The following is a 19210-nucleotide window of genomic DNA, read 5'->3' as shown; positions in this document are numbered from 1 at the left end:
TCTGACACGTGCGGCGCGTACGCCGAATTCAGCGCAACGATCGACGGTCGAAGAACAGCGCGACCGCGGTGCCGATGAGGACTCCTACACAGGTAAACGTCAGGGCGAAGAGGCCCAGGGTTGCCGCGTCTGAGTAGCCGCCAGACTCGCCTCGCAGCGCCATCACAATGCCGAAGATGAGCCCGATCACTCCGCCGCCCACCATAAAAACGGGGAACTTTGGCGCGCGACGGACCCGGCGTCCTACGCGTGGGCTTGGGTCGGATGACGGATCTGGCACAACGACACGGTAAGTGGTGGAGATGAGCAGGAGGTCATCGGCGTACTCCTGCCCATGTGGCTCCTGCGTGCGCGGATCACTAGGGTCATGGCCATGAAGTGGCTTGTTCTCATCCTCGTTCTGCTCGTGCTCGCGCTGGTCGCGTGGTGGTATGTCCGCGACCCGAAGAAGGGCGTCGGCGGCACCGTCGGCACTCAGGGCGTCGATCGAAGCGGCCGGGTTGCCCCCGCCGAGAGTCCTGAAGAGAGCCCCGCTGAGGCTGAGGTCGAAGCCGAGCCAGCGGACGCGAGCGAGCCCGAAAAGCCAGCAAGTGACAAGCCCGCGGCCGGTGAACCCGAGCACCAGGACGAGCCTTCTGGCGTGGCCAAGGGTGCGGCGGCCGGCGCTGCTGGTGCAGCCGTAGCGGGCGGCGCGGCAGTCGCTGCGAGCACGAGTGATGACGACGAGCCCGCGGATACCGCCGCGGCGACAGATACAGGGGACGACTGGGACGCCGCACCTGCGGCGGTTGACGAAGCCTCAGCAGAAGACGACTGGGACGCCGCACCCCCAGCAGTTGAGGACAGCTCAGCACCCGACGAATCAGCGACGCCTAGCGGCGACGACGACTGGGACGCCGCGCCGCCCGCACTCGATGGCGACGACACCGCCACCCCAGAAAGCAGCACTGAGGCCAATCCAGCCGACGAAGCGCCCGCGGCGGCAGCATCGAGCGGGGACGACTGGGACGCCGCGCCACCCCCACTGGACGAAGCAGCTGCCGAACCCAAGGCAACCGAAGAAGCCCCAGCACCAGCCACATCCAGCGGCGACGACTGGGACGCGCCCCCACCGGCACTGGACGAAGCGCCTGCCGCAGCTCCAGAAGCCGACGACTCGGCGCCCGAAGAATCCACCGACGAGTCCACCGGTGAGGCCTCCGCCGCGCCTGCTGAACCAGAAGCCGCCGCGCCGGCTGCCTCCAGCGGCGATGACTGGGGCACACCCCCACCACCCCTCGACACCGCACCCGCCGCAACGCCCGCAGCCGGCGACGCGATCACCGATGAAGCGGCCACCGAGACAGCCGCTGACGAAGCACCCACGGCCGCGTCCGAACCCAAGGCGGCACCCGCGGACACACCGGAACCCGCCGCCTCCAGCGACGATGACTGGGGCACACCCCCACCACCCCTCGACGCTGCGCCCGCCGCAACGCCCGCAGCCGACGACGCGATCACCGATGAAGCGGCCACCGAGACACCCGCTGACGAAGCACCCCAAGGAGAGACAGAACCCACCAATGCCGCGTCAGAGCCCAAGGCGGCACCCGCGGACACACCGGAACCCGCCGCCTCCAGCGGCGACGACTGGGCCACTCCCCCGCTACCGATCGATGATCTTGATGGCCCGCAGAGCCCAACGCCTGAGGTCACTGAGGCAGCCGAGCCCGATAGTGCACCCGAGGATGCCACCGCAGCACCGGCCCCGTCAGGTGAGTCCGGTTCAGCCGACGGATTCGACGACGGCCCGTTCGCGGGATCAGTCCTGCCCGCTTCCGATGGCTCCGGGCCAGCAGGTTGGGTCAAGGGCAATGCGGACACGATGCTGTTCCATGCGCCGAACGCCGCGGGCTATGCCAGCGTCGAAGCAGAGGTGTACTTCAGTACCGCTGAAGAAGCAGCGAGCGCTGGCTTCCAGCCCTCCGAGTAGATCCCAAGGCGCACCGTGGTGACGACGTCTCAGAAAATGCGCGGTGATGGGCTCCTTGCCCCTGGCTGCAGTGCCATACATCCTCCTCATTGACGACATGACTCGTCAGGCGCGCGACCCGTCGGCTGCCATGCTGGTCGGCGGCCTGGGCGCAGCGGTGATCGGTGCGCTCGGGTGGGCTGTCACGGTGGCGCTTCCCTTACGTTCCGTGCGCCCCTGAGCCACGGTCCCCGTCTGAGGCGCTTTGGATTGACCCCCGCAGATTTCCCACCGAGCGAAGGCGTGGTGCTTGACTAAAATCGCAGGTCAACCAGACCTGAAATTGACGAATCGGAAGGATGTCACCGTGACACCTGCAGTTCTTGAGCTTGACGTCGAGACCATTCCGGCAACGGACTCCACGCTGACGGAGTTCGCCTCCCCAGAAGAGGCCCGTCGCGCCGACGAGAAGCAGGCTCTGACGCCGGGAACCGTCAACACCTATGCAGTAGGCATCGGCGCCTGCATCCCCTGCTGCTGACGGAGCGCGCATGGACCCAGCCCATTTTTCGGGTGTCGGGTCCACTCCTTCTGAGGCTCGCGGCTGCACCAGCCGCGGGCCTCAGAACTGTCCCCCAAGTAGATCCGGACCAGGACGAGGCGACGGCCCTTTCGCACGCAATAGAGCGACTTACCGCTGATCCTCAACTACGCGAGGCCATCGCGATTTCCTCTCCCTCCTTAAGTGCACAGATCGATGCGATCTGTGCTGGCAAGGAGCCGGTTGACCACGCCAAAGTGCGCCGCGCCCTTCTGGCGACGCTGCGTTACGCCCTTCGCCTCCACCTTCGGCCCACTCCTTTTGGCACCTTCGCCGGAGTCAGCACCGCACGTCTCGGATCTCATGTCGAGGCCGCCGTGGGTACTGACCACCGCCGTCATGTGCGGCTAGACCGCGGCGTCGTCGACCGACTTCGGCGAGAATCTCCGAGCACGTTGTTGGTCGCTCAGCCGCTCCTGACGACCCGCGGCAACCGCCTGGTCAATCTCGCGGTCGCCCACCAAGAGAAATCCGTGGCGATGTCGCCCATTCTCCAGGCCGTGATCGACCGCGCTGCGCACCCAGTCTCCGTCGACGACCTCGCCGCGCTGGTCTGCACGCTGCTCCCACAGGCGACACTTTCCAACGCTCACACCTACCTCGACGCACTCCGCGTCGAAGAATTTCTGCTCGACGGCGAGCGCCCGTCGACCTCGGTGACCACCGTCGGCGGGCTTCCGGAGGCCATCACGGAGTATCTGGACGCCCCACCCACAGATCGACGCGAGCGGTGGGACGCTGCCTGCGATCGCGTCGCGGACACGAACCGCACCCCGCTCCTGGTGAACCTCGTGATGGACGCACGGCTGACACTGCCCACCACCGTCGCCCGTGAGGTAGCGACCGCCGCCGAGGTGCTGTGGAAACTCGCTCCAGATGAGCCCGCCTCGAAGCCCCTCGACGCCTACCACCAGCGGTTCTTGCACCGCTATGGCAGCGCCCAACTCGTCCCGGTTCTCGATCTGCTGGATAGCCATCGCGGGCTTGGCCTGCCAGATGGCTACCAGGATGCCCACCCAACTCGCACTGGCGGCGCGGCGCCTTCGCCCAGTCACCCCATCGAGCGAGACAACCTCCTTGCCGACCTAGTCGCCGCCGGCGCACCCGAGCTCAACCTCGACCAGGAGGCCGTCGAGTCACTCACGATCGGGAGCGAGCGCCGACCGCCACGGACATTCGACCTGGGAGTGTCGCTCCACGCAGACAACGCTGACGCCCTGGCCCGTGGTGACTATCTCCTGGCCTGCACGAACGGATCGGTCAGCGCAGGAGCCACCATTGGTCGGTTCGCGGACCTTCTTGGAGTCCACTCAGACCTGCGCGCGCTCGTCGACCGCGGACAGGCTGACGTCACGGCGGAGCTTCGCTCTCCCACGACGACGCCCCGACAGGGCAATGTCGTGTCGCAGGTAGCAGCACTCGACGCGGTAGTCGAGTTGGGCCTGTCGTCCGAAGTCGAACCCGTGGATCGAATTGCCTTACGTGACATCGCTATTGGCTCCGATGGCCATGCTCTCTACGCCGTGGACATGCACCAGCGGCGGGTTATCGACCTGGCGCGTCTCAACATGGTCAACCCGTCAACCGCGTTGCCCCACGTCACCCGGTTCCTCAGCGCGCTGTCCCTAGGCGGTCGCAAAATGTGGAGTCCATGGGATTGGGGGCGGCTGGCCGTGCTGCCTTCTCGGCCGCGGGTACGCGTCGGGAAAGTCATCCTCGCGGGTCGGCAGTGGCGCCCGCCAACCTCACTCCTCGACCACGCGAATAGCCGAACCTTCGACCAGGCCGTTGAACGCTGGTGCGGCACGTACGAGGTGCCGCCAAACGTCCGAGTTGCTACGGGCGATCAACGCCTCGACCTCGACCTGGACCATCCGCTGCATCGAGCGCTTCTTCGAGAACATCTACGACGCCATCCAGAATCCGTTCTCGAAGAGGCGCCTGACGGCTGGTGCGCGGCGCACGGCGTGACGGAACCGCACGGGCTTATGGACGGTCACGCGGCTGAGGTCGTGTTCCCCATTCTGACGCCGGGCCACGCCGATAGGCTCGGCCCCGTAGCCGTCCCTTGGTCATCACTTTCGACGACCACTGTGCGGCACCTGCCCGGCGGGTCGTGGCTATCCGCAAAGGTTTACGCCGATGCCAACGCTCATGACCGACTCATCTCAACCGGCCTCGACGGACTGCTGGAGCAGATCTCCGATGCCACGTATGTCCTGCGCTACGCCGACCCCGACCCGCACATCCGAGTGCGCATACCCGTCGCCGATGACTCGCATGCCACGGTTCTGAAGACTGTGAACACGTGGTCCAACGCGGCCACCGCCTCTCATCTCATCCGTACCGTCGCCATCGACGAATACGCACCAGAAATCGACCGCTACGGCGGTGCTGACGCAATGCCTGCCGCTGAGACGGTGTTCGCAAAGGACACCGCGCTTGCGCGCCACCTACTGGCAACAACGCCCGAGACGAAACTCGGCAGCGAGCGCGCGGTTATCGCCGCTGCTAGCTGTCTCGACTTGCTCCAATCATTCGCTGAGACCGACGTAACCGACTGGATCCTTGCCGTCCTACCGGTTGGCCTGTCGCACGCGGTGCCCACCCAAACTCGCCGGGCAGCGCATCGCCATGTCCTGGCCGACTTCGCCGAACTCGTCGGCAAGGACGGAGCCGACTTGGTCCAGGCCCGACGGCATGCAGCGACCGCGCACGGGAGGTTAGCCGGACCGATTACTGGCACTGGCCACAGCGCCGCCATCAGTCTGATGCATCTGCACTGCAACCGTTATCTCGGACTTTCGCAGGCACAGGAGCACCTGGCCTACGGCCTTCTGCGGAGCGCCGTGAGCGCGCGAAGTAGCCGACGACAAGCAACATCGTGAGCGAAGAACTTCGCCGCCGTGCGCGCGAAGCGGCCGCGCTCATGGCAGACCGGCTCAGCGACCCCCTCGAAGTCGGTCGACGTACGGCATCCATCCCGTCAAATGGACCCGCAGCCTGGGACCCCAGTTCGCTGACGCGCGGACCCGCGGCCCTCGCCCTCCTCGCGGCCGAAGACGGCCGCGAACGAAGTGCCGCCACGCTGTCGACCGCCTGGCGGCTCACTGCGTCGGCAACCTCTCACTCGGCGGTCAACGGCCCCTTCGGTGGTCTCGGAGCACTCGCCTCTCTCGCGCGCTGTGTCAATGCCTCCGACGAAGTCCAGGCACGCCTCGACGCCCGCATCGCCGAGCATGCCCGCTGGCTGGGCACGGCCCTGGACGCTCAACTCGGCCGCGGCGAGCCTGCCTATGTCGGAACGATTGACACCCTTGGCGGCCTGGCGGGAGAGGGCAGGCACCTGCTGGCACGTGGTCATCCGGGCGCTGCTGACGTGGCCACAGCCCTAGCGACTCTCGCCCGTCCGCTCAGCGTCCGCGGTGTGGTTGTTCCTGGCTGGTGGTCGGCTCCAACTGAACGCACAGTCGTGGCGCCCGAATTCCAGGATGGGCGCCTGTGCTTCGGGCTCGCACATGGCATCGCCGGACCGCTGATGTTCCTGGCCCTCGCGCACGAACAGGGAATTCAGTCCGCTGAGACTGACGCGGCGACGTTGTCTCTCGCCGACGAACTGTGGTCGTGGCGCCAGCACGATCAGCACGGACCGTTCTGGACGCCCTACCTGCCTCTCACGCGAATCGCCCATCCCGATGCCACCCCGTCGCCTGACCCCGCCCGGGCCTCCTGGTGTTATGGCTCGCTAGGAATCGCTCAGGTCCTCGACCAGGTGGGTCGCGCACACGCGCAACCGACGTGGAGAGCACGAGCCCGCGACGTCGCGTTAGCTCAACTGGCCCGGCCTGCTCCGGAGTGGGGAATCCAAGATGTCGGCTTATGTCACGGCTGGGCGAGCCACCTCGTGCTCCTCACAACCCTGGCCCATCGGGGTGTGCTCGACCCCCACGAGGCGGACGTTGAGGCAGCCCTGAGGCACGCGGCCCAGAACACTCTTCGCCAGGTCGATCCGTCAACCCAATTCGGTGTGCAGATGCCACATCCGGAGTCAGGGGCAACTCTCGACCTACCCGGGCTGCTTGAGGGAGCAGCCGGAGTAGCCCTCGCGCTTCTGATGTACGGACGGGACTGCCCGCCCGCCACCGACTGGGACACCCTGCTCTTGCTGCGCTAACGCATCACGACCACTCGCGTCAGCGCCAGCGCGGGAGAACCTCGGACGCGACTCGCTCCACGGTCGCACGATCCCCGGCGTATGGGTCGCTCGGGCGCGGCCAGTGGGTCACCACGTCCGTGAAGCCGAGTTCGGCCGCGCGGCCCACCCGGTCCTCGAAGAAGTCCACGCTGCGCAAGGCATAGCCAGATGCATCGATGCTGAGGTAGCGCGGGAAGGTGTCCGGGTCGCGCCCGGCGGCCTGAAGAGCCACCTCAAGTTGTTCGACAAGCGCCGGCAGACTCGCCCACCGCTCCTCCTCAGCGCTGCCCTGCCCCATGGTGACCCAGCCATCGCCGAGCCTGGCCGCGAGGCGCATACCTCGGCGTCCGTTGGCCGCGACAAGGTACGGAACGCGGTCACGGATCGGGCCGGGGAGCGTCCGTGCATCACGAGCCTCGAAATACGTCCCGGAGGCGGTGACGTGGTCCTCCCGCAGCAGGCGATCGAGCAGCTCGCTCCACTCCACGAAACGGTCCATGCGCTGCTTCATCGACAGCTCTTCGCCGCCCAGCAGATTCGAATCCAGGTTGCCCCCGGACCCAGCCGCACACAGAAAGCGCCCGCCGGACACATCGTCCAGGCTCAGCACCTCGCGCATGAATGTCACCGGGTGGCGGAAGTTCGGCGACGTCACGAAGGTCCCCAGCCCAATCTTCGAGGTCACCATCGCCGCCGCGATCAGGGTCGGAGTGGTGCCGAACCACGGCGCATCGGGCAGGCCCGCCCACACCAGGTGGTCGTACGTCCACGCGTGGTCGAAACCCATTTCCTCGGCCCCACGCCACAACGGCGCTGCCTCTGACCAGCCGAACTCGGGAAGAATCGTGATGCCGAAGCGCATGCCGCGATCCTAGGGTCGCGCTACGACAACGGCACTAACGGCAGATAACCGGCAAGGTCGGCACGTTGCCCTGATGCGCGTACCGCACCGCTCTCCTCGGCAGCCGCCCACGCCATCGACCCAGTCGCCAGTAGCAGCCAGGTCGCCGGCTCCATTTCCACCACATTCGTGGGTGTTCCGCGCGTATGCCGGGGACCCTCAATGACCTGCACGGCCCCAAACGGCGGCACCCGAACCTCCACCGAACGCCCCGGAGCCAACTGACCGAGTTCCTCCAGGGTGTAGCGAACCGCCGTCGCGATCGTTGCGCGGTCAACCACAGCCGGATCGGTATGCCACGCCACGACCGCCGCTCGCCCTTGGGCGGGATCAATGCGTCGACGCGCTGGCATAGGCACATCATCGCGCGGTGGCGTCCCCGCGTGCGCGCCGGTACCTCTCGAAAGAAACCAGGTCTAACGTTCGGATCAGACCGTCCGGCCACGCTCAAGGAGGCTTGGTGACCCGCCTGACCATCGAAGATCTCATCCACCAGTCGTGGGAGGCGATCACTCCCGATCTCGACCCGGAAGCGATCCAGCGCATGGACGACTCCAGGGACGCCGTCAACGCCATCGCAGAGCAGCGCGCCGTCTATGGCCGCACCACAGGCGTCGGCGCCAACAGGTCGGTGACGATCTATCCCGAGCGGCGCCGCGACCAGGACATGCGGCTGTTGCGCAGTCACGCGTCCGCTTCCGGTCTCGAACTCCCCGCGCACATCGTGCGCGCCATGTTGCTCGTCCGTCGCCAACAGATGACAGGCGGCGGCTCCGGGCTCGGCGCGGCCGCCGCACGCGCCATCACCGAATGCCTCCATCAAGGCGACCTGCCGCGGGTACACGCGTACGGCTCCATCGGGACCGGCGACCTCAGCGCGCTCGCCGAAGCCGGCCTCGCGCTCACCGGCGAAAGCCCCCGACAGAGCGGCCGGACACAGCAGCAATGGCATCCCTTGGGCGGAGACGCACTCCCATTCATCTCCAGCAACGCACTCACGCTGGCCCAGGCAGCGTTCGCCGTAGTCGCCCTCGACCGCTGGCTCGATCACTATGCCTTCGTCACCGCCGCCTCGCTTGTCGCCCTGAACGGCAACCGCGAGGCCTACGCACCGCAAGTCCAGGATGCCCGCCCACACGCGGGCCAGCACGACGTCGCCTCGGCGGTACGCGCCGCCCTGGAGGGTGTCAATGTCACCTCTGCTCGCGTCCAGGACTCCTTCGGTTTGCGGACCATGCCGCAGGTCGTCGCGCCACTGCGGTCTACGGTCGATCACCTGCGGACGGTCGTGGAGACCGAGATCAATTCCACTCCGGAGAACCCGCTCTATGACGCGGCGACCGGAGAGATATTCCACCATGGCAACTTCCACGCGCACGTACTCTCGCTTGCCGCTGACCAGGTCGCGATAGCGCTGGCCGGGGCAGCTCAACTGTCGCTGTTGCGGCTGAGCAGCATGTGCGATCCGACGATGTCGGGAGCCGAGCCTTTCCTCTCCGACAGCGAACCGGGAAGCAGCGGTGTGATGGTCTTGGAGTACGTCGCCGCTGCTGCGCTCTCCCGCTTGCGCGGGCAGGCATCCCCCGCCAGTTTGGGACTCACGGTGGTTTCCCGCGGCGCTGAGGAACATGCGAGTTTCGCCTCGACGGCAGTAGAGCAGGCCGTGGCAGCCACCAACGAAGCGCGGACCGTCCTGGCCTGCGAGCTGCTCGCCGCGCACCGTGCGGTCACCACGGGTCCGGACAAGATCCCCGCTGACACCCCACTCGCCGGTTACCTGCGAGGCACGCCCCTCCTGGCATCGCTTGCCGACCGGCCATTGACCAACGAGGTACGCGCCGCCGAGCGACTCCTGAACCTCGCACCGCTTGATGTGCAGGAGCCAGCACCGCCTGCACCGCGGGCGCCCGAGTAACCTCGAAGCGATGCCGAGCGACCAGATCGAGATACGCGTGGACGAGCGTGGCGGCGCGACGGTGCTCCGCGACGGTCACCCACAGTCGTACGTCGATCTCGAGGACCCCGAGTTGTTGGTGTTCGAGTACGTCCAACATCTCGCGATCGGCTTAGACCTGTTGCCGCCAGGACGAATTGGCGTCACTCACATCGGCGGCGCGGGGCTCACTCTTGCCCGATACGTCCATCACACCCGCCCCGGCTCACCACAGATCGTGCTCGAACCAGATGCCGCGTTGACCGAGCGAATCCGCCGCGAACTGCCGCTGCCTAGGGGCCATCGCATCAGGGTTCGCGCCATCGATGGCGCGGGCGGGATCAGCGGGCTTAAAGACGATAGTGCTGAAGCCATCGTGGTGGACGCCTATGACGGCGGTCAGGTCCCAGGAGACCTCGTGGGATCACGGGCATGTGCTGACTATGCCCGCGTTCTGGGCAGCGGCTTGCTCCTGCTGAACCTTGCCGATGAGCCCGGGCTCCACCACCTTGCGCGCGTTGCGGCTACCGTGCGCCAGTCGCTGCCGCACACCGCGCTGATCTCAACGCATGAAGTGCTGAAGGGCAAGCGCTACGGCAACCTGGTGCTGCTCGCCAGCAGGCAGCCCTTGGACGAGCGCGAGCTCCGTCGCCGGGCGGCCAGTGCGGCGATACCCACCGGCGTGCGAGGCGCTGACGCGCTTGCCGCGTTGACTCGCACGGCCCGACCCTTCGACGAGATCGGCGACCCCAGCCCGGTTCCGCCAGACCCCGGGCGCTGGCGGCTGCGCTGAGCGCAGGCCCGCCCAGCCTCGGTATCCTGGACACGCCCTACTCACCGCCTCCCTCGGAGTCCACTGCATGCCATCGCACGCTCTCGTGCTGACCGCTCATTTGGGCGGCTCCGCGTTGTCCGCGTTCCGCGTCCGAGCACTTCTGGCGCGGATTCAGACCGTCGCACCGCAGATCACTGACGTCACCGCACGCTATGTCCACTGGGTGGCGACGGAAACCTCGCTGGATGGCGCTGCGGACGAGCGCATTCGGCGGTTGTTGACCTACGGCCCGCCAGCAGCGCGCATGCCGCAAGGCACCTCCGTCGTGGTGGGACCACGGTTGGGCACGATCTCGCCTTGGGCTTCCAAGGCGACCGACATCCTGCGCAACTGCGGGGTGGACCTACATCGTGTCGAGCGAGTGACGGAGTACACCGTCGCGCATCCTGACGACGCACCGCTGACGACCGAAGAGACCGCTGCCGTCGCGGGCCTATTGCACGACCGGATGACCGAATCTGTGCTGCCCTCGCCGGATGATGCTCGTCACCTCTTTGACACGCGCGAACCTGAGCCCATGGCGTACGTCGACCTCTTGGGCGAAGGTCGCGGTGCTTTGGTGTCGGCCAACGCTGAGTTTGGACTCGCTCTCTCAGACGATGAAATCGACTATCTCGCCGCGAATTTCTCGTCGCTGCAACGCAATCCGACAGACGTCGAACTCATGATGTTTGCTCAGGCCAACTCTGAGCATTGCCGGCACAAGATCTTCAATGCGGACTTCGTCATCGACGGAGAGGCCCAGACTTCCAGCCTGTTCGGGATGATCCGGCATACGGAAAAGGTCGCGGGCGAAGGCACCATCGTGGCCTACAAGGACAACGCCTCGATCATGGCAGGTGGTCCGATCACCCGCTTCCTGCCCGAGTCGCCCGACGGCCCAAACCGCTACGTGCCTCGCCGCACTGATGCGCACGTGCTGATGAAGGTCGAGACTCACAACCACCCGACGGCGATCAGCCCATTCCCCGGCGCTGCCACCGGTGCCGGTGGCGAGATTCGTGACGAGGGGGCGACCGGGCGAGGCTCTCAGCCAAAGGCTGGCCTGACGGGGTTCGTGGTCTCGAACCTGAATCTGCCTGATACTCAAGAACCTTGGGAGCAGGAACAGTACGGCCGCCCCGATCACATCGCCTCCCCGTTGGAGATCATGGTTGATGGGCCGATCGGCGCGGCGGCCTTCAACAACGAGTTCGGACGCCCCGGTCTCGGTGGGTTCTTCCGCGTCTATGAGCAAACCGTCGACGGCGTGCGCCGGGGTTACCACAAGCCAATCATGAGCGCGGGCGGCGTTGGCAGCATCGACGCCAGCCAGACGGAGAAGGTGCTCTTTCCCGACGGGACACTGCTGGTGCAGATCGGTGGCCCGGGCATGCGCATCGGTATGGGCGGCAGCGCCGCCTCGTCCATGGCGTCGGGTGCTAACGCCGCTGAACTCGACTTCGACTCGGTCCAGCGTGGCAACCCCGAAATGGAACGCCGCGCGCAGGAGTTGATCAACCACTGCTGGAGTCTTGGCGCCGCTAACCCAGTCTTGGCGATCCATGACGTTGGTGCGGGTGGTCTTTCCAACGCCTTTCCCGAGTTGGTTGATGATGCCGGTCTCGGTGCCGCCTTCGACCTTTCGCGAGTGCCGTTGGAGGAGTCGGGGCTGGCACCCAAGGAGATCTGGTGCAACGAGAGCCAGGAACGCTACGTGTTGGCTATCGCACCGCATTCGCTGGATTCCTTTGCTGCACTAGCGGACCGGGAGCGGTGCCCCTTCAACGTCGTCGGCGTCGCCAAGGCCGACGGCCACCTTTCCCTTGGCGAAGAGCTTTCGGATGAGACGCAGGCCGTCGATATGCCGATGGAGGTGTTGCTTGGCAAGCCTCCTCGGATGACGCGCGACGTCACCCGCGTTGAGCGCTCCGCGGAGCTGTTCGACACCGACCAGGTCGACATCCGCGAGGCGGCCTACGCAGTGCTACGTCACCCCACGGTGGCCAGCAAACGGTTCTTGGTGACGATCGCCGATCGTACGGTCGGCGGACTCACCCACCGCGACCAGATGGTCGGCCCATGGCAGGTCCCGGTGGCGGATGTCGCCGTCACCCTTTCGGACCTGGATGGCCTTGCCGGGCAGGCCATGTCCTCAGGTGAACGGATGCCGATTGCCGCGATCGATGCACCCGCATCGGGACGCATGGCCGTAGGCGAAGCGATCACCAACCTGCTCGCGGCGCCGATTACGCTGTCCGGAGTCAAGCTGTCCTGTAACTGGATGGCGGCATGTGGTGAGGAAGGCGAGGACGCAGCGCTGTTCGACACCGTGCAAGCCGTCGCAATGGAACTCTGTCCAGCCCTCGGCGTGAGTGTCCCTGTCGGCAAGGACTCACTGTCGATGCGCACCCGGTGGACGTCGGATCGTGAGGAACGCGAAGTCATTTCGCCAGTCTCGTTGGTGGTCACGGCGTTCGCCTCGCTACCTGATGTGCGCCGCACGAGCACCCCACAGCTTCACCCGCATGACGACACCGCTCTGGTGCTGATCGACCTGGGCGCGGGAGCCAACCGGCTGGGCGGGTCGATATTCGCTCAGACCCTCGATAGCTTCGGTGGCTCGGTCCCCGATCTGGATGATCCGACGCGCCTGGTCGCGATGGTGTCAGCAGTGAACCGGCTGCGCGACCGCGGGATCTTGAGAGCTTTTCACGATCGTTCCGACGGTGGCCTGTGGGCTGCGGTGTGCGAGATGGCCTTTGCCGGCGGCTGTGGTGCGGCGATCGAATGTGCCTCAGTTGCAGACCTCTTCAGCGAAGAGTTAGGCGTTGTGCTCGAGATCCCGGCCAGCCGGGTCGAGGGCGTCCTGTCGGTTCTGTCGTCTGCCGGCCTCGGTGAGGTCTCGCGTGTCGTAGGCCGCCCAAGCGTTGAGCGGCGCGTCACGGTCGACATCGCGGGCCAGCAGACTATCGACGAATCTGTCGTTGACCTCGCGCAGGCATGGGACGACGTCTCCTGGCGCATTAGCCGTCTGCGCGACAATCCGGAAACGGCAGATGAGGAGCATGCTGCCGTAGGGGCCGAACGGCCCGTGTTGACGGTACGTCCGACATTTGACCCGACCGACGACATTGCTGCGCCATATCTGAGCGGGATGGTCCGCCCTCGCGTCGCCATCCTGCGCGAGCAGGGCGTCAACTCCCACATTGAGACGGCCTGGGCCTTCCACCAGGCAGGCTTCGACTCCTACGACGTGCACATGACCGACCTGCAATCAGGGCGAACGTCCTTGGCCGATTTCGCGGGATTGGTTGCAGCAGGAGGGTTTTCGTATGGCGATACCTTGGGCGCCGGCGAAGGCTGGGCGCGGTCGGTGCAGTTCGACTCACGCCTGACCGACCAATTCGCCGAGTTCTTCGGCAGGCCAAGCACGTTCGGCCTTGGCATCTGCAACGGGTGCCAGATGTTTGGTGCCCTGGCGACGATGATTCCGGGCGCCGAGGCCTGGCCACGGTTCACGCGCAACCAGTCCGAGCAGTACGAAGCGCGTCTGTCCCTCGTCGAGGTGCTTCGTAGCCCATCCGTCTTCTTCTCGGACATGGCCGGAAGTCTTCTCCCCATTGCGGTCGCGCACGGCGAGGGTTACGCCGATTTTTCGGAGCAGGGCGACCTGGCCACGGTCCATCGCTCAATGCGCTTCGTCGATACGGCCGGCAAGGCCGCATCGACATATCCAGCCAATCCCAACGGTTCACCGGACGGACTCACCGCAGTGACCACCGCAGACGGTCGGTTCACCGCGATGATGCCGCACCCGGAGCGTGTGCAGCGCAATGCGCAACTGTCCTGGACCGACGGCCCGGTGGAGCAAGAGAGCCCGTGGCTGCGCATGTTCCGCAACACTCGGGTTTGGTTGGGCTGACCCACCAGCCTAGCCACCGGGTCTCGGTCACACGCTCCCGAGTTCGGCTATGGTCAGCGCGAATTACGTTGCCAGGTCTGCGCGCAGGCGCGCAGTCAGCACGCGGCGGGACGCGATCAATCTGGCCTGTGCGACGACTGCAACAGACTGAGCAAGCTGCAACCCCAGCAACACCAGGACCTGTGCGGTCGCCGCTTGGACCGGACTACCTCCACCCAACATCACTCCGATGAAAGCACCCGGAAGGGTGACAACCCCGGCCGTGCGAATCTGATCGAGCCCGGCAACCAGTCCTTCCGGCAGGTATCTGTGGATCACCTCAGTCACCGCGGCGTCGGGCGGCATACCCAACGCCAGCATGGCCTCATAGGCACCGCGTTCTTCGGTCAGTGCCGCGAACGCACGGCGGCCGAACAGTGTGTGCGCAGTCATCGTGTTGCCGAGCAAGATGCCAGTGACCGGGATCAACGCGATCCCCTTGAGTGGGACGGCTCCGGAGATCAGAAGCACCGCCAACACCGGCAAGAGACCACAGCCGAGCGCGAATGCCGACCATCCAGCCGAGCCAAGCGGCACGCCAATGCGCCGTGTGGTCGTCACCGCCGCCATCGCGAACATCACGGCAATGACCAGCAGCGAACTCCACAAATACTCCAGCGCCACGGCGATGACCAGCGCGGCGAAACTCAGCTGCGCGATCGCCCGCAGAGAGGCGACCAGGGCATCTCGGGCCAGCCCGGTATGAGCCCTACGGTGAACCAGCAATCCGAGGCAGAGCAGAATCGCCAGCGCGAGACCCACCCGCCAGGAGGGCTCGATCGTCACCGGGTCGCCACCTCACCTCGCTCAGCCGAACGAGCGACCGGTGAGCCTTTCGTACGCTTCGACATACTTCGCGCGCGTCTTCTCGACCACGTGCTCGGGCAGCGCCGGAGGCTCCTGCCCGGAAGCCTTGTCCCAACCGCTTTCCGAGGACGTCAACCACTCACGGACGAACTCCTTGTCGAAGGAGGGCTGCGTCCGGCCGGGCTGCCATTGATCGGCAGGCCAGAAACGTGAGGAATCAGGCGTCAGGACTTCGTCGGCGAGGACTACATGACCGTCAGCTCGCATCCCGAACTCGACCTTAGTATCGGCGATGATGACGCCGCGATCTACCGCAATGTCGTTGCCGCGCTGCAGAATTCGACGAGTGAGGTCGGCGACATCCGCCGCTCGGTCGGCGCCAATCTCCGCGACCACCTGTTCGTAGGACATCGGCTGGTCGTGTTCTCCGCCGGGCGCCTTGGTGGACGGGGTGAACACTGGCTCAGGAAGGCGGGAACCGTCCACCAACCCGTCCGGCAGTCGTACGCCAGAGACCAATCCGTCGGTTTGGTATTCGCGCAGGCCCCCGCCGGTGAGATAGGCCCGGGCCACGCATTCGACCGGCAGCATGTCGAGTCGTTCAACCAGCACCGCGCGGCCAGCCACAGCGTCCGGAACCTCAGTGGACACCACGTGGTGCGGAATCAGATCCTCGAGACGCTCGAACCACCACAGCGACAGTTGGGTAAGCACGGCGCCTTTGTCCGGGATTGGCGTCTGCAACACGAAGTCAAAGGCGGACAAGCGATCTGAGGCGACCAGCAGCACCTGGTCCTGACGAGGTTGACCATCGCTCCCCAGCGGGGAGTAGAGGTCTCGGACCTTCCCCGAATAGAGGTGGGCGAACCCGGGCAACTCCAGCGGGCGTTCGGTCATGGACACCGGATCCTGTCTGTCAATCAGTCGGAATGGACACCTCGCCGCGGTGAGCCGCGAGCGCGATGTCAGTGCGGAAGTGCGCGTCGGGCACATCAATCCTGCCAAGAGCATCGTACGCGCGCCCGCGCGCCGAGCCCAGGTCGTCGCCAAGCGCAACGACGGAGAGCACCCGGCCGCCAGAGGTGACTAGTGCACCGTCCTGATCGCGGGCCGTGCCAGCGTGCAGGACGTAACTGTGATCGGACTCCGCGTCCTGCACACCGCTGATGGGATCACCCTTTCGGGGCGTACCCGGGTATCCCTGGGCGGCAAGCACAACAGAGACCGCGGCCTCTGACCGCCACGCCAGCGACTCGACCTCGTCGAGCTCGCCCTTGGCTGCGGCGAGGAGAAGCGACCCGAGCGGCGTCATGAGCCGCGCAAGAACCGGCTGGATGTCTGGGTCCCCGAAACGAGCATTGAACTCGACGACACGCGGGCCTTGGCTCGTGAGCGCAAGACCGACGTAGAGGACGCCAACGAACGGCGTTCCACGCCTGAGCATCACGTCGATCGTCGGCTGCGCGATGCGATCGACCACCGCGTCAAGAATGTCGTCGGACGCCCACGGTAGTGGCGAATATGCCCCCATGCCACCGGTATTCGGCCCTTCACCCCCGTCATGTGCCCGCTTGAAGTCCTGGGCCGGAGTCAACGGCACGACGGTCACACCGTCGGTCAGGCAGAACACGGAAAACTCTGGGCCGTTGAGATATTCCTCAACCACAACGGATGCGCCGGCCCCGAAACACCCCACGCCGTGCGCGATGGCTTCATCCAGATCCTCGGTGACCACGACGCCCTTGCCCGCCGCGAGTCCATCGTCCTTGACGACATAGGGCGCGCTCGTGGCGTCGAGGGCTTCGCGCAACTGTTCTTCGTGGTCGCAGACATAGGCTCGCGCGGTGGGAACATCGGCCTGCGCCATGACTTCTTTGGCGAAGGCCTTGGAGCCCTCGAGTTGCGCAGCCTGTTGCGAGGGCCCGAAGCAGGCGATGCCGCGCTCACGGACGACGTCGGCAACCCCCGCAACCAGCGGCGCTTCGGGTCCGACGACGACCAAGTCGGCGCTGACCTCTTCCGCGAGGTCGGCGATGCCGACCCCATCGAGGATTCCGCCAGGCAGCGCTCGACAGTCTGCGACGAGGTCGATTCCCGGGTTTCCCGGGGCCGCGATGACCGTGTCGACGTCAGGATCGGCCAGCAGGGCTCGGACGATAGCGTGCTCGCGCCCGCCGGTTCCGATGACGAGAATTTTCACCCGCTCAGCGTAGTGCGGCGCTCCCCCAGGGCCGAGCCCCGTTCACGGGCTGTCGGTGCCGGCTCGTACGTTGGTGGTCCCGCAAGTAGCCCTAGGAGAGTCCGATGTCGTGCGTCAGCTTCCTCAGTGACAACCAGCGCGCCGCGCTCCGCAGTTCGGCGGGCGAGCGGATCACCCCGGAGGAGTCTCAGGCGCTGCACCCGCCGCCGCCGGTGACTGAGGGCAAGTTGCGTCGCATCCGCGCGCTGGCGCGCAGCGACGACCCGCGCATTCGCGAGAGTGCCGCGCTCAATGCGCACTGCCCACCGGACGTCTTAGCCGAGTTAGCCCAGGATGCCCAGATTGGCGTCCGTGGTTGCGTCGCTCGCACACCCGGCGCTCCTGGCGAGGTGTTGGCTGAGCTGGCCAACGACCCGATCCCCCAGGTGCGAGCCTGGGTGGCCAGCAACCCCAATGTCAGCGTCGACCTGCTCTCAAGGCTGGCAGAGGATTCGGATCCGACGGTGCGCCAGGTCGTGAGTTGGGCCCGCGACTGGCCGCGGACATAAGTGAGCGGGGCCTCCGGGAGTCAGGGGGGAGGGTCACCCGGAGGACCCGCTCTCGAACACCGAGGTCAATCAAGGGGGGTCGACGACTCTTCGAGGTGCTCGGCCAACCCGCAAGGGCTGACAAGTTCAATACTGCAATACATTGCGTGCTCTTGGCGACTTCAATATGTCGGAATAGAGTCAACGTCGGAAGTCCGCCATTTTTCGCGGAGGCCACGCGGGAGGGATCGTCATGCCATCGACAGAGTCAGCCGGCGCCGCGGACCAGGATGGCGCCTTCACTCCTGAGTACTCCGAGCGCGCGATGCAGGCGCTGTTTCGGCAGCATCTGGTCACTTCTGTCTATCTGCAGTGCGCCCGGTTCACCCGCTTCACAATCGAGGATTTGGACACCATCGCCGCGTCCGAGGAGAAGATTCGGAATGCGCTAGAGGTGCTCACCGCACGGGGATTGGTAGCGCGCCTCGATGAGGACACTTGGCTTACCCACCCGCCGGACCAGGCACTGTCGGATCAGGCGACCCGACTGGAGGAGCAGGCCGCAACCATCCGCGCTGCAACACCGGGCTTGGCCCGGTCGTTCTATGAGGCGCGCGCCTCAGAGCACAACGGCGACCGCGATGTGGGTGTCGAGTTGCTCGACAGCCTGGAAGAGGTCAACGTCGCCATGGCAGAGATGTTTGCCAGCGCCCGCAAGGCTGTGGTGTCGATGCGCACCGATTCGCCCAGGGTGCGCTGGATGATGCAAGGCTCCGACCCGTCCCCCGAGCCTGTGCGGAATAGCGTCGGAGATCCGTTGAACCTGCGCGTGACGTTCGACACCAGTCTGCTTGAAGATGGCGCGCTACCGCCGGCCATCATGCATCGGGCTCGTGTCGACGAACTTCGATTCAGCAACAACATCCCGTTCACCGCGACAACCTCTGACACCGGCATCACGGTGATGGACCTCCAAAATGAGCGAACTAAAGCGGTCGGCGTTCGGATAACTCACCCCGACGTCAGCGCCGCGATCCGTACCGTCATCGAGTCGGCCTGGGTCCACGGTTGGACGTGGGCTGGCTCCCGATCGACCAGCCAAGGCGACTCGGGCGTGCTCGATACCCGCGACGAGAAGATCCTCACCCTGCTGGTCAGCGGCGCCACCGATGCAGCCATTGCCCGGCAGGTCGGCATCTCGCAACGCACCGTCGAACGACGCGTACGCAGACTTCTAGAACGGCTTCATGCCACCACCCGATTCCAAGCCGGCGTGCTCGCCGGTCGGCGCGGTTGGATCTGAGCGCAACATCACAC

The 19210-nt window shown here is 65.9% G+C and carries 16 protein-coding genes; 10 read left to right on the top strand and 6 right to left on the bottom strand.

Annotated features, from left to right (window positions below; genetic code table 11):
• Positions 1-28: 28 nt before the first annotated feature.
• A complete protein-coding gene (locus F562_RS20860; RefSeq protein WP_156822691.1) occupies positions 29-280 on the bottom strand; it encodes a hypothetical protein in 252 nt (83 codons plus the stop codon).
• A gap of 93 nt (positions 281-373) precedes the next feature.
• On the opposite strand from F562_RS20860, the gene F562_RS0116145 reads away from it, so the two are divergent.
• The 5 genes from F562_RS0116145 to F562_RS0116125 all read left to right on the top strand — a co-directional run bounded on the left by F562_RS0116145 (position 374) and on the right by F562_RS0116125 (position 6726).
• A complete protein-coding gene (locus F562_RS0116145; RefSeq protein WP_156822690.1) occupies positions 374-1972 on the top strand; it encodes a sunset domain-containing protein in 1599 nt (532 codons plus the stop codon).
• A gap of 46 nt (positions 1973-2018) precedes the next feature.
• Positions 2019-2192: a hypothetical protein gene (locus F562_RS20855; RefSeq protein ID WP_018158015.1), complete on the top strand. Its 174-nt coding sequence runs from the start codon at positions 2019-2021 to the stop codon at positions 2190-2192.
• A 126-nt stretch (positions 2193-2318) separates the two neighbouring features.
• Positions 2319-2492, top strand: coding sequence for a hypothetical protein (locus tag F562_RS20975; protein WP_018158014.1), 174 nt, complete (start codon positions 2319-2321; stop codon positions 2490-2492).
• A 32-nt stretch (positions 2493-2524) separates the two neighbouring features.
• Positions 2525-5440 carry a lantibiotic dehydratase gene (locus F562_RS0116130; RefSeq protein WP_083915585.1) on the top strand — a complete coding sequence of 972 codons (2916 nt, stop codon included), beginning with the start codon at positions 2525-2527 and terminating at the stop codon, positions 5438-5440.
• Positions 5437-6726: a lanthionine synthetase LanC family protein gene (locus F562_RS0116125; protein ID WP_018158012.1), complete on the top strand. Its 1290-nt coding sequence runs from the start codon at positions 5437-5439 to the stop codon at positions 6724-6726. The genes F562_RS0116130 and F562_RS0116125 overlap by 4 nt, the downstream gene beginning before the upstream one ends.
• A gap of 19 nt (positions 6727-6745) precedes the next feature.
• On the opposite strand, the gene F562_RS0116120 is transcribed toward F562_RS0116125, so the two are convergent.
• Both F562_RS0116120 and F562_RS0116115 read right to left on the bottom strand, forming a co-directional pair.
• The gene (locus tag F562_RS0116120; RefSeq protein ID WP_018158011.1) at positions 6746-7609 is read right to left on the bottom strand and encodes an LLM class flavin-dependent oxidoreductase; all 864 of its coding nucleotides are present in this window, start codon (positions 7607-7609) and stop codon (positions 6746-6748) included.
• Positions 7610-7629: 20 nt separating this feature from the next.
• Complete coding sequence (locus F562_RS0116115; protein ID WP_018158010.1) at positions 7630-8001, bottom strand: sterol carrier family protein; 372 nt, start codon at positions 7999-8001, stop codon at positions 7630-7632.
• A gap of 107 nt (positions 8002-8108) precedes the next feature.
• Between F562_RS0116115 and F562_RS19640 the strand changes: the two genes are divergently transcribed.
• From F562_RS19640 to purL, 3 genes are all read left to right on the top strand, one after another.
• On the top strand, positions 8109-9563 hold the full coding sequence (locus tag F562_RS19640) for an aromatic amino acid lyase (RefSeq protein WP_018158009.1): 1455 nt from the start codon (positions 8109-8111) through the stop codon (positions 9561-9563).
• Between the two features lie 10 nt (positions 9564-9573).
• Complete coding sequence (locus F562_RS0116105) at positions 9574-10374, top strand: spermidine synthase (RefSeq protein WP_018158008.1); 801 nt, start codon at positions 9574-9576, stop codon at positions 10372-10374.
• A gap of 67 nt (positions 10375-10441) precedes the next feature.
• Positions 10442-14320: a phosphoribosylformylglycinamidine synthase gene (purL, locus tag F562_RS0116100; protein ID WP_018158007.1), complete on the top strand. Its 3879-nt coding sequence runs from the start codon at positions 10442-10444 to the stop codon at positions 14318-14320.
• 63 nt (positions 14321-14383) lie between these two features.
• Here the strand turns inward: purL and F562_RS0116095 are convergent, their stop codons facing one another.
• From F562_RS0116095 to purD, 3 genes are read right to left on the bottom strand one after another with little or no spacing between them, the layout of a single operon-like run.
• The gene (locus tag F562_RS0116095; RefSeq protein ID WP_018158006.1) at positions 14384-15145 is read right to left on the bottom strand and encodes an ABC transporter permease; all 762 of its coding nucleotides are present in this window, start codon (positions 15143-15145) and stop codon (positions 14384-14386) included.
• A 21-nt stretch (positions 15146-15166) separates the two neighbouring features.
• Positions 15167-16063, bottom strand: coding sequence for a phosphoribosylaminoimidazolesuccinocarboxamide synthase (locus tag F562_RS0116090; RefSeq protein WP_040386113.1), 897 nt, complete (start codon positions 16061-16063; stop codon positions 15167-15169).
• Between the two features lie 19 nt (positions 16064-16082).
• Positions 16083-17366: a phosphoribosylamine--glycine ligase gene (purD, locus tag F562_RS0116085; RefSeq protein WP_018158004.1), complete on the bottom strand. Its 1284-nt coding sequence runs from the start codon at positions 17364-17366 to the stop codon at positions 16083-16085.
• A 104-nt stretch (positions 17367-17470) separates the two neighbouring features.
• Here purD and F562_RS19635 point away from each other — a divergent pair, with 104 nt between their 5' ends.
• Positions 17471-17914 (top strand): variant leucine-rich repeat-containing protein, encoded by a 444-nt coding sequence (locus F562_RS19635; RefSeq protein ID WP_018158003.1) that lies wholly within the window; start codon positions 17471-17473, stop codon positions 17912-17914.
• Between the two features lie 232 nt (positions 17915-18146).
• The gene (locus F562_RS20850; protein ID WP_018158002.1) at positions 18147-19196 is read left to right on the top strand and encodes a LuxR C-terminal-related transcriptional regulator; all 1050 of its coding nucleotides are present in this window, start codon (positions 18147-18149) and stop codon (positions 19194-19196) included.
• Positions 19197-19210 lie beyond the last annotated feature (14 nt).

The sequence above is a fragment of the Demetria terragena DSM 11295 genome (assembly GCF_000376825.1).
GTDB lineage: Bacteria > Actinomycetota > Actinomycetes > Actinomycetales > Dermatophilaceae > Demetria > Demetria terragena.
This window is presented reverse-complemented; position numbering and strand designations above follow the sequence as displayed.

What these genes read in the sequence shown, in the direction of transcription:
- F562_RS0116145 (WP_156822690.1), top strand. Translation starts at nt 374, where the DNA reads ATGAAGTGGCTTGTTCTCATCCTCGTTCTGCTCGTGCTCGCGCTGGTC.
- F562_RS20855 (WP_018158015.1), top strand. Translation starts at nt 2,019, where the DNA reads ATGGGCTCCTTGCCCCTGGCTGCAGTGCCATACATCCTCCTCATTGAC.
- F562_RS0116120 (WP_018158011.1), bottom strand. Translation starts at nt 7,609, where the DNA reads ATGCGCTTCGGCATCACGATTCTTCCCGAGTTCGGCTGGTCAGAGGCA.
- F562_RS0116115 (WP_018158010.1), bottom strand. Translation starts at nt 8,001, where the DNA reads ATGCCAGCGCGTCGACGCATTGATCCCGCCCAAGGGCGAGCGGCGGTC.
- F562_RS0116105 (WP_018158008.1), top strand. Translation starts at nt 9,574, where the DNA reads ATGCCGAGCGACCAGATCGAGATACGCGTGGACGAGCGTGGCGGCGCG.
- purL (WP_018158007.1), top strand. Translation starts at nt 10,442, where the DNA reads ATGCCATCGCACGCTCTCGTGCTGACCGCTCATTTGGGCGGCTCCGCG.
- F562_RS0116090 (WP_040386113.1), bottom strand. Translation starts at nt 16,063, where the DNA reads ATGACCGAACGCCCGCTGGAGTTGCCCGGGTTCGCCCACCTCTATTCG.
- F562_RS19635 (WP_018158003.1), top strand. Translation starts at nt 17,471, where the DNA reads ATGTCGTGCGTCAGCTTCCTCAGTGACAACCAGCGCGCCGCGCTCCGC.
- F562_RS20850 (WP_018158002.1), top strand. Translation starts at nt 18,147, where the DNA reads ATGCCATCGACAGAGTCAGCCGGCGCCGCGGACCAGGATGGCGCCTTC.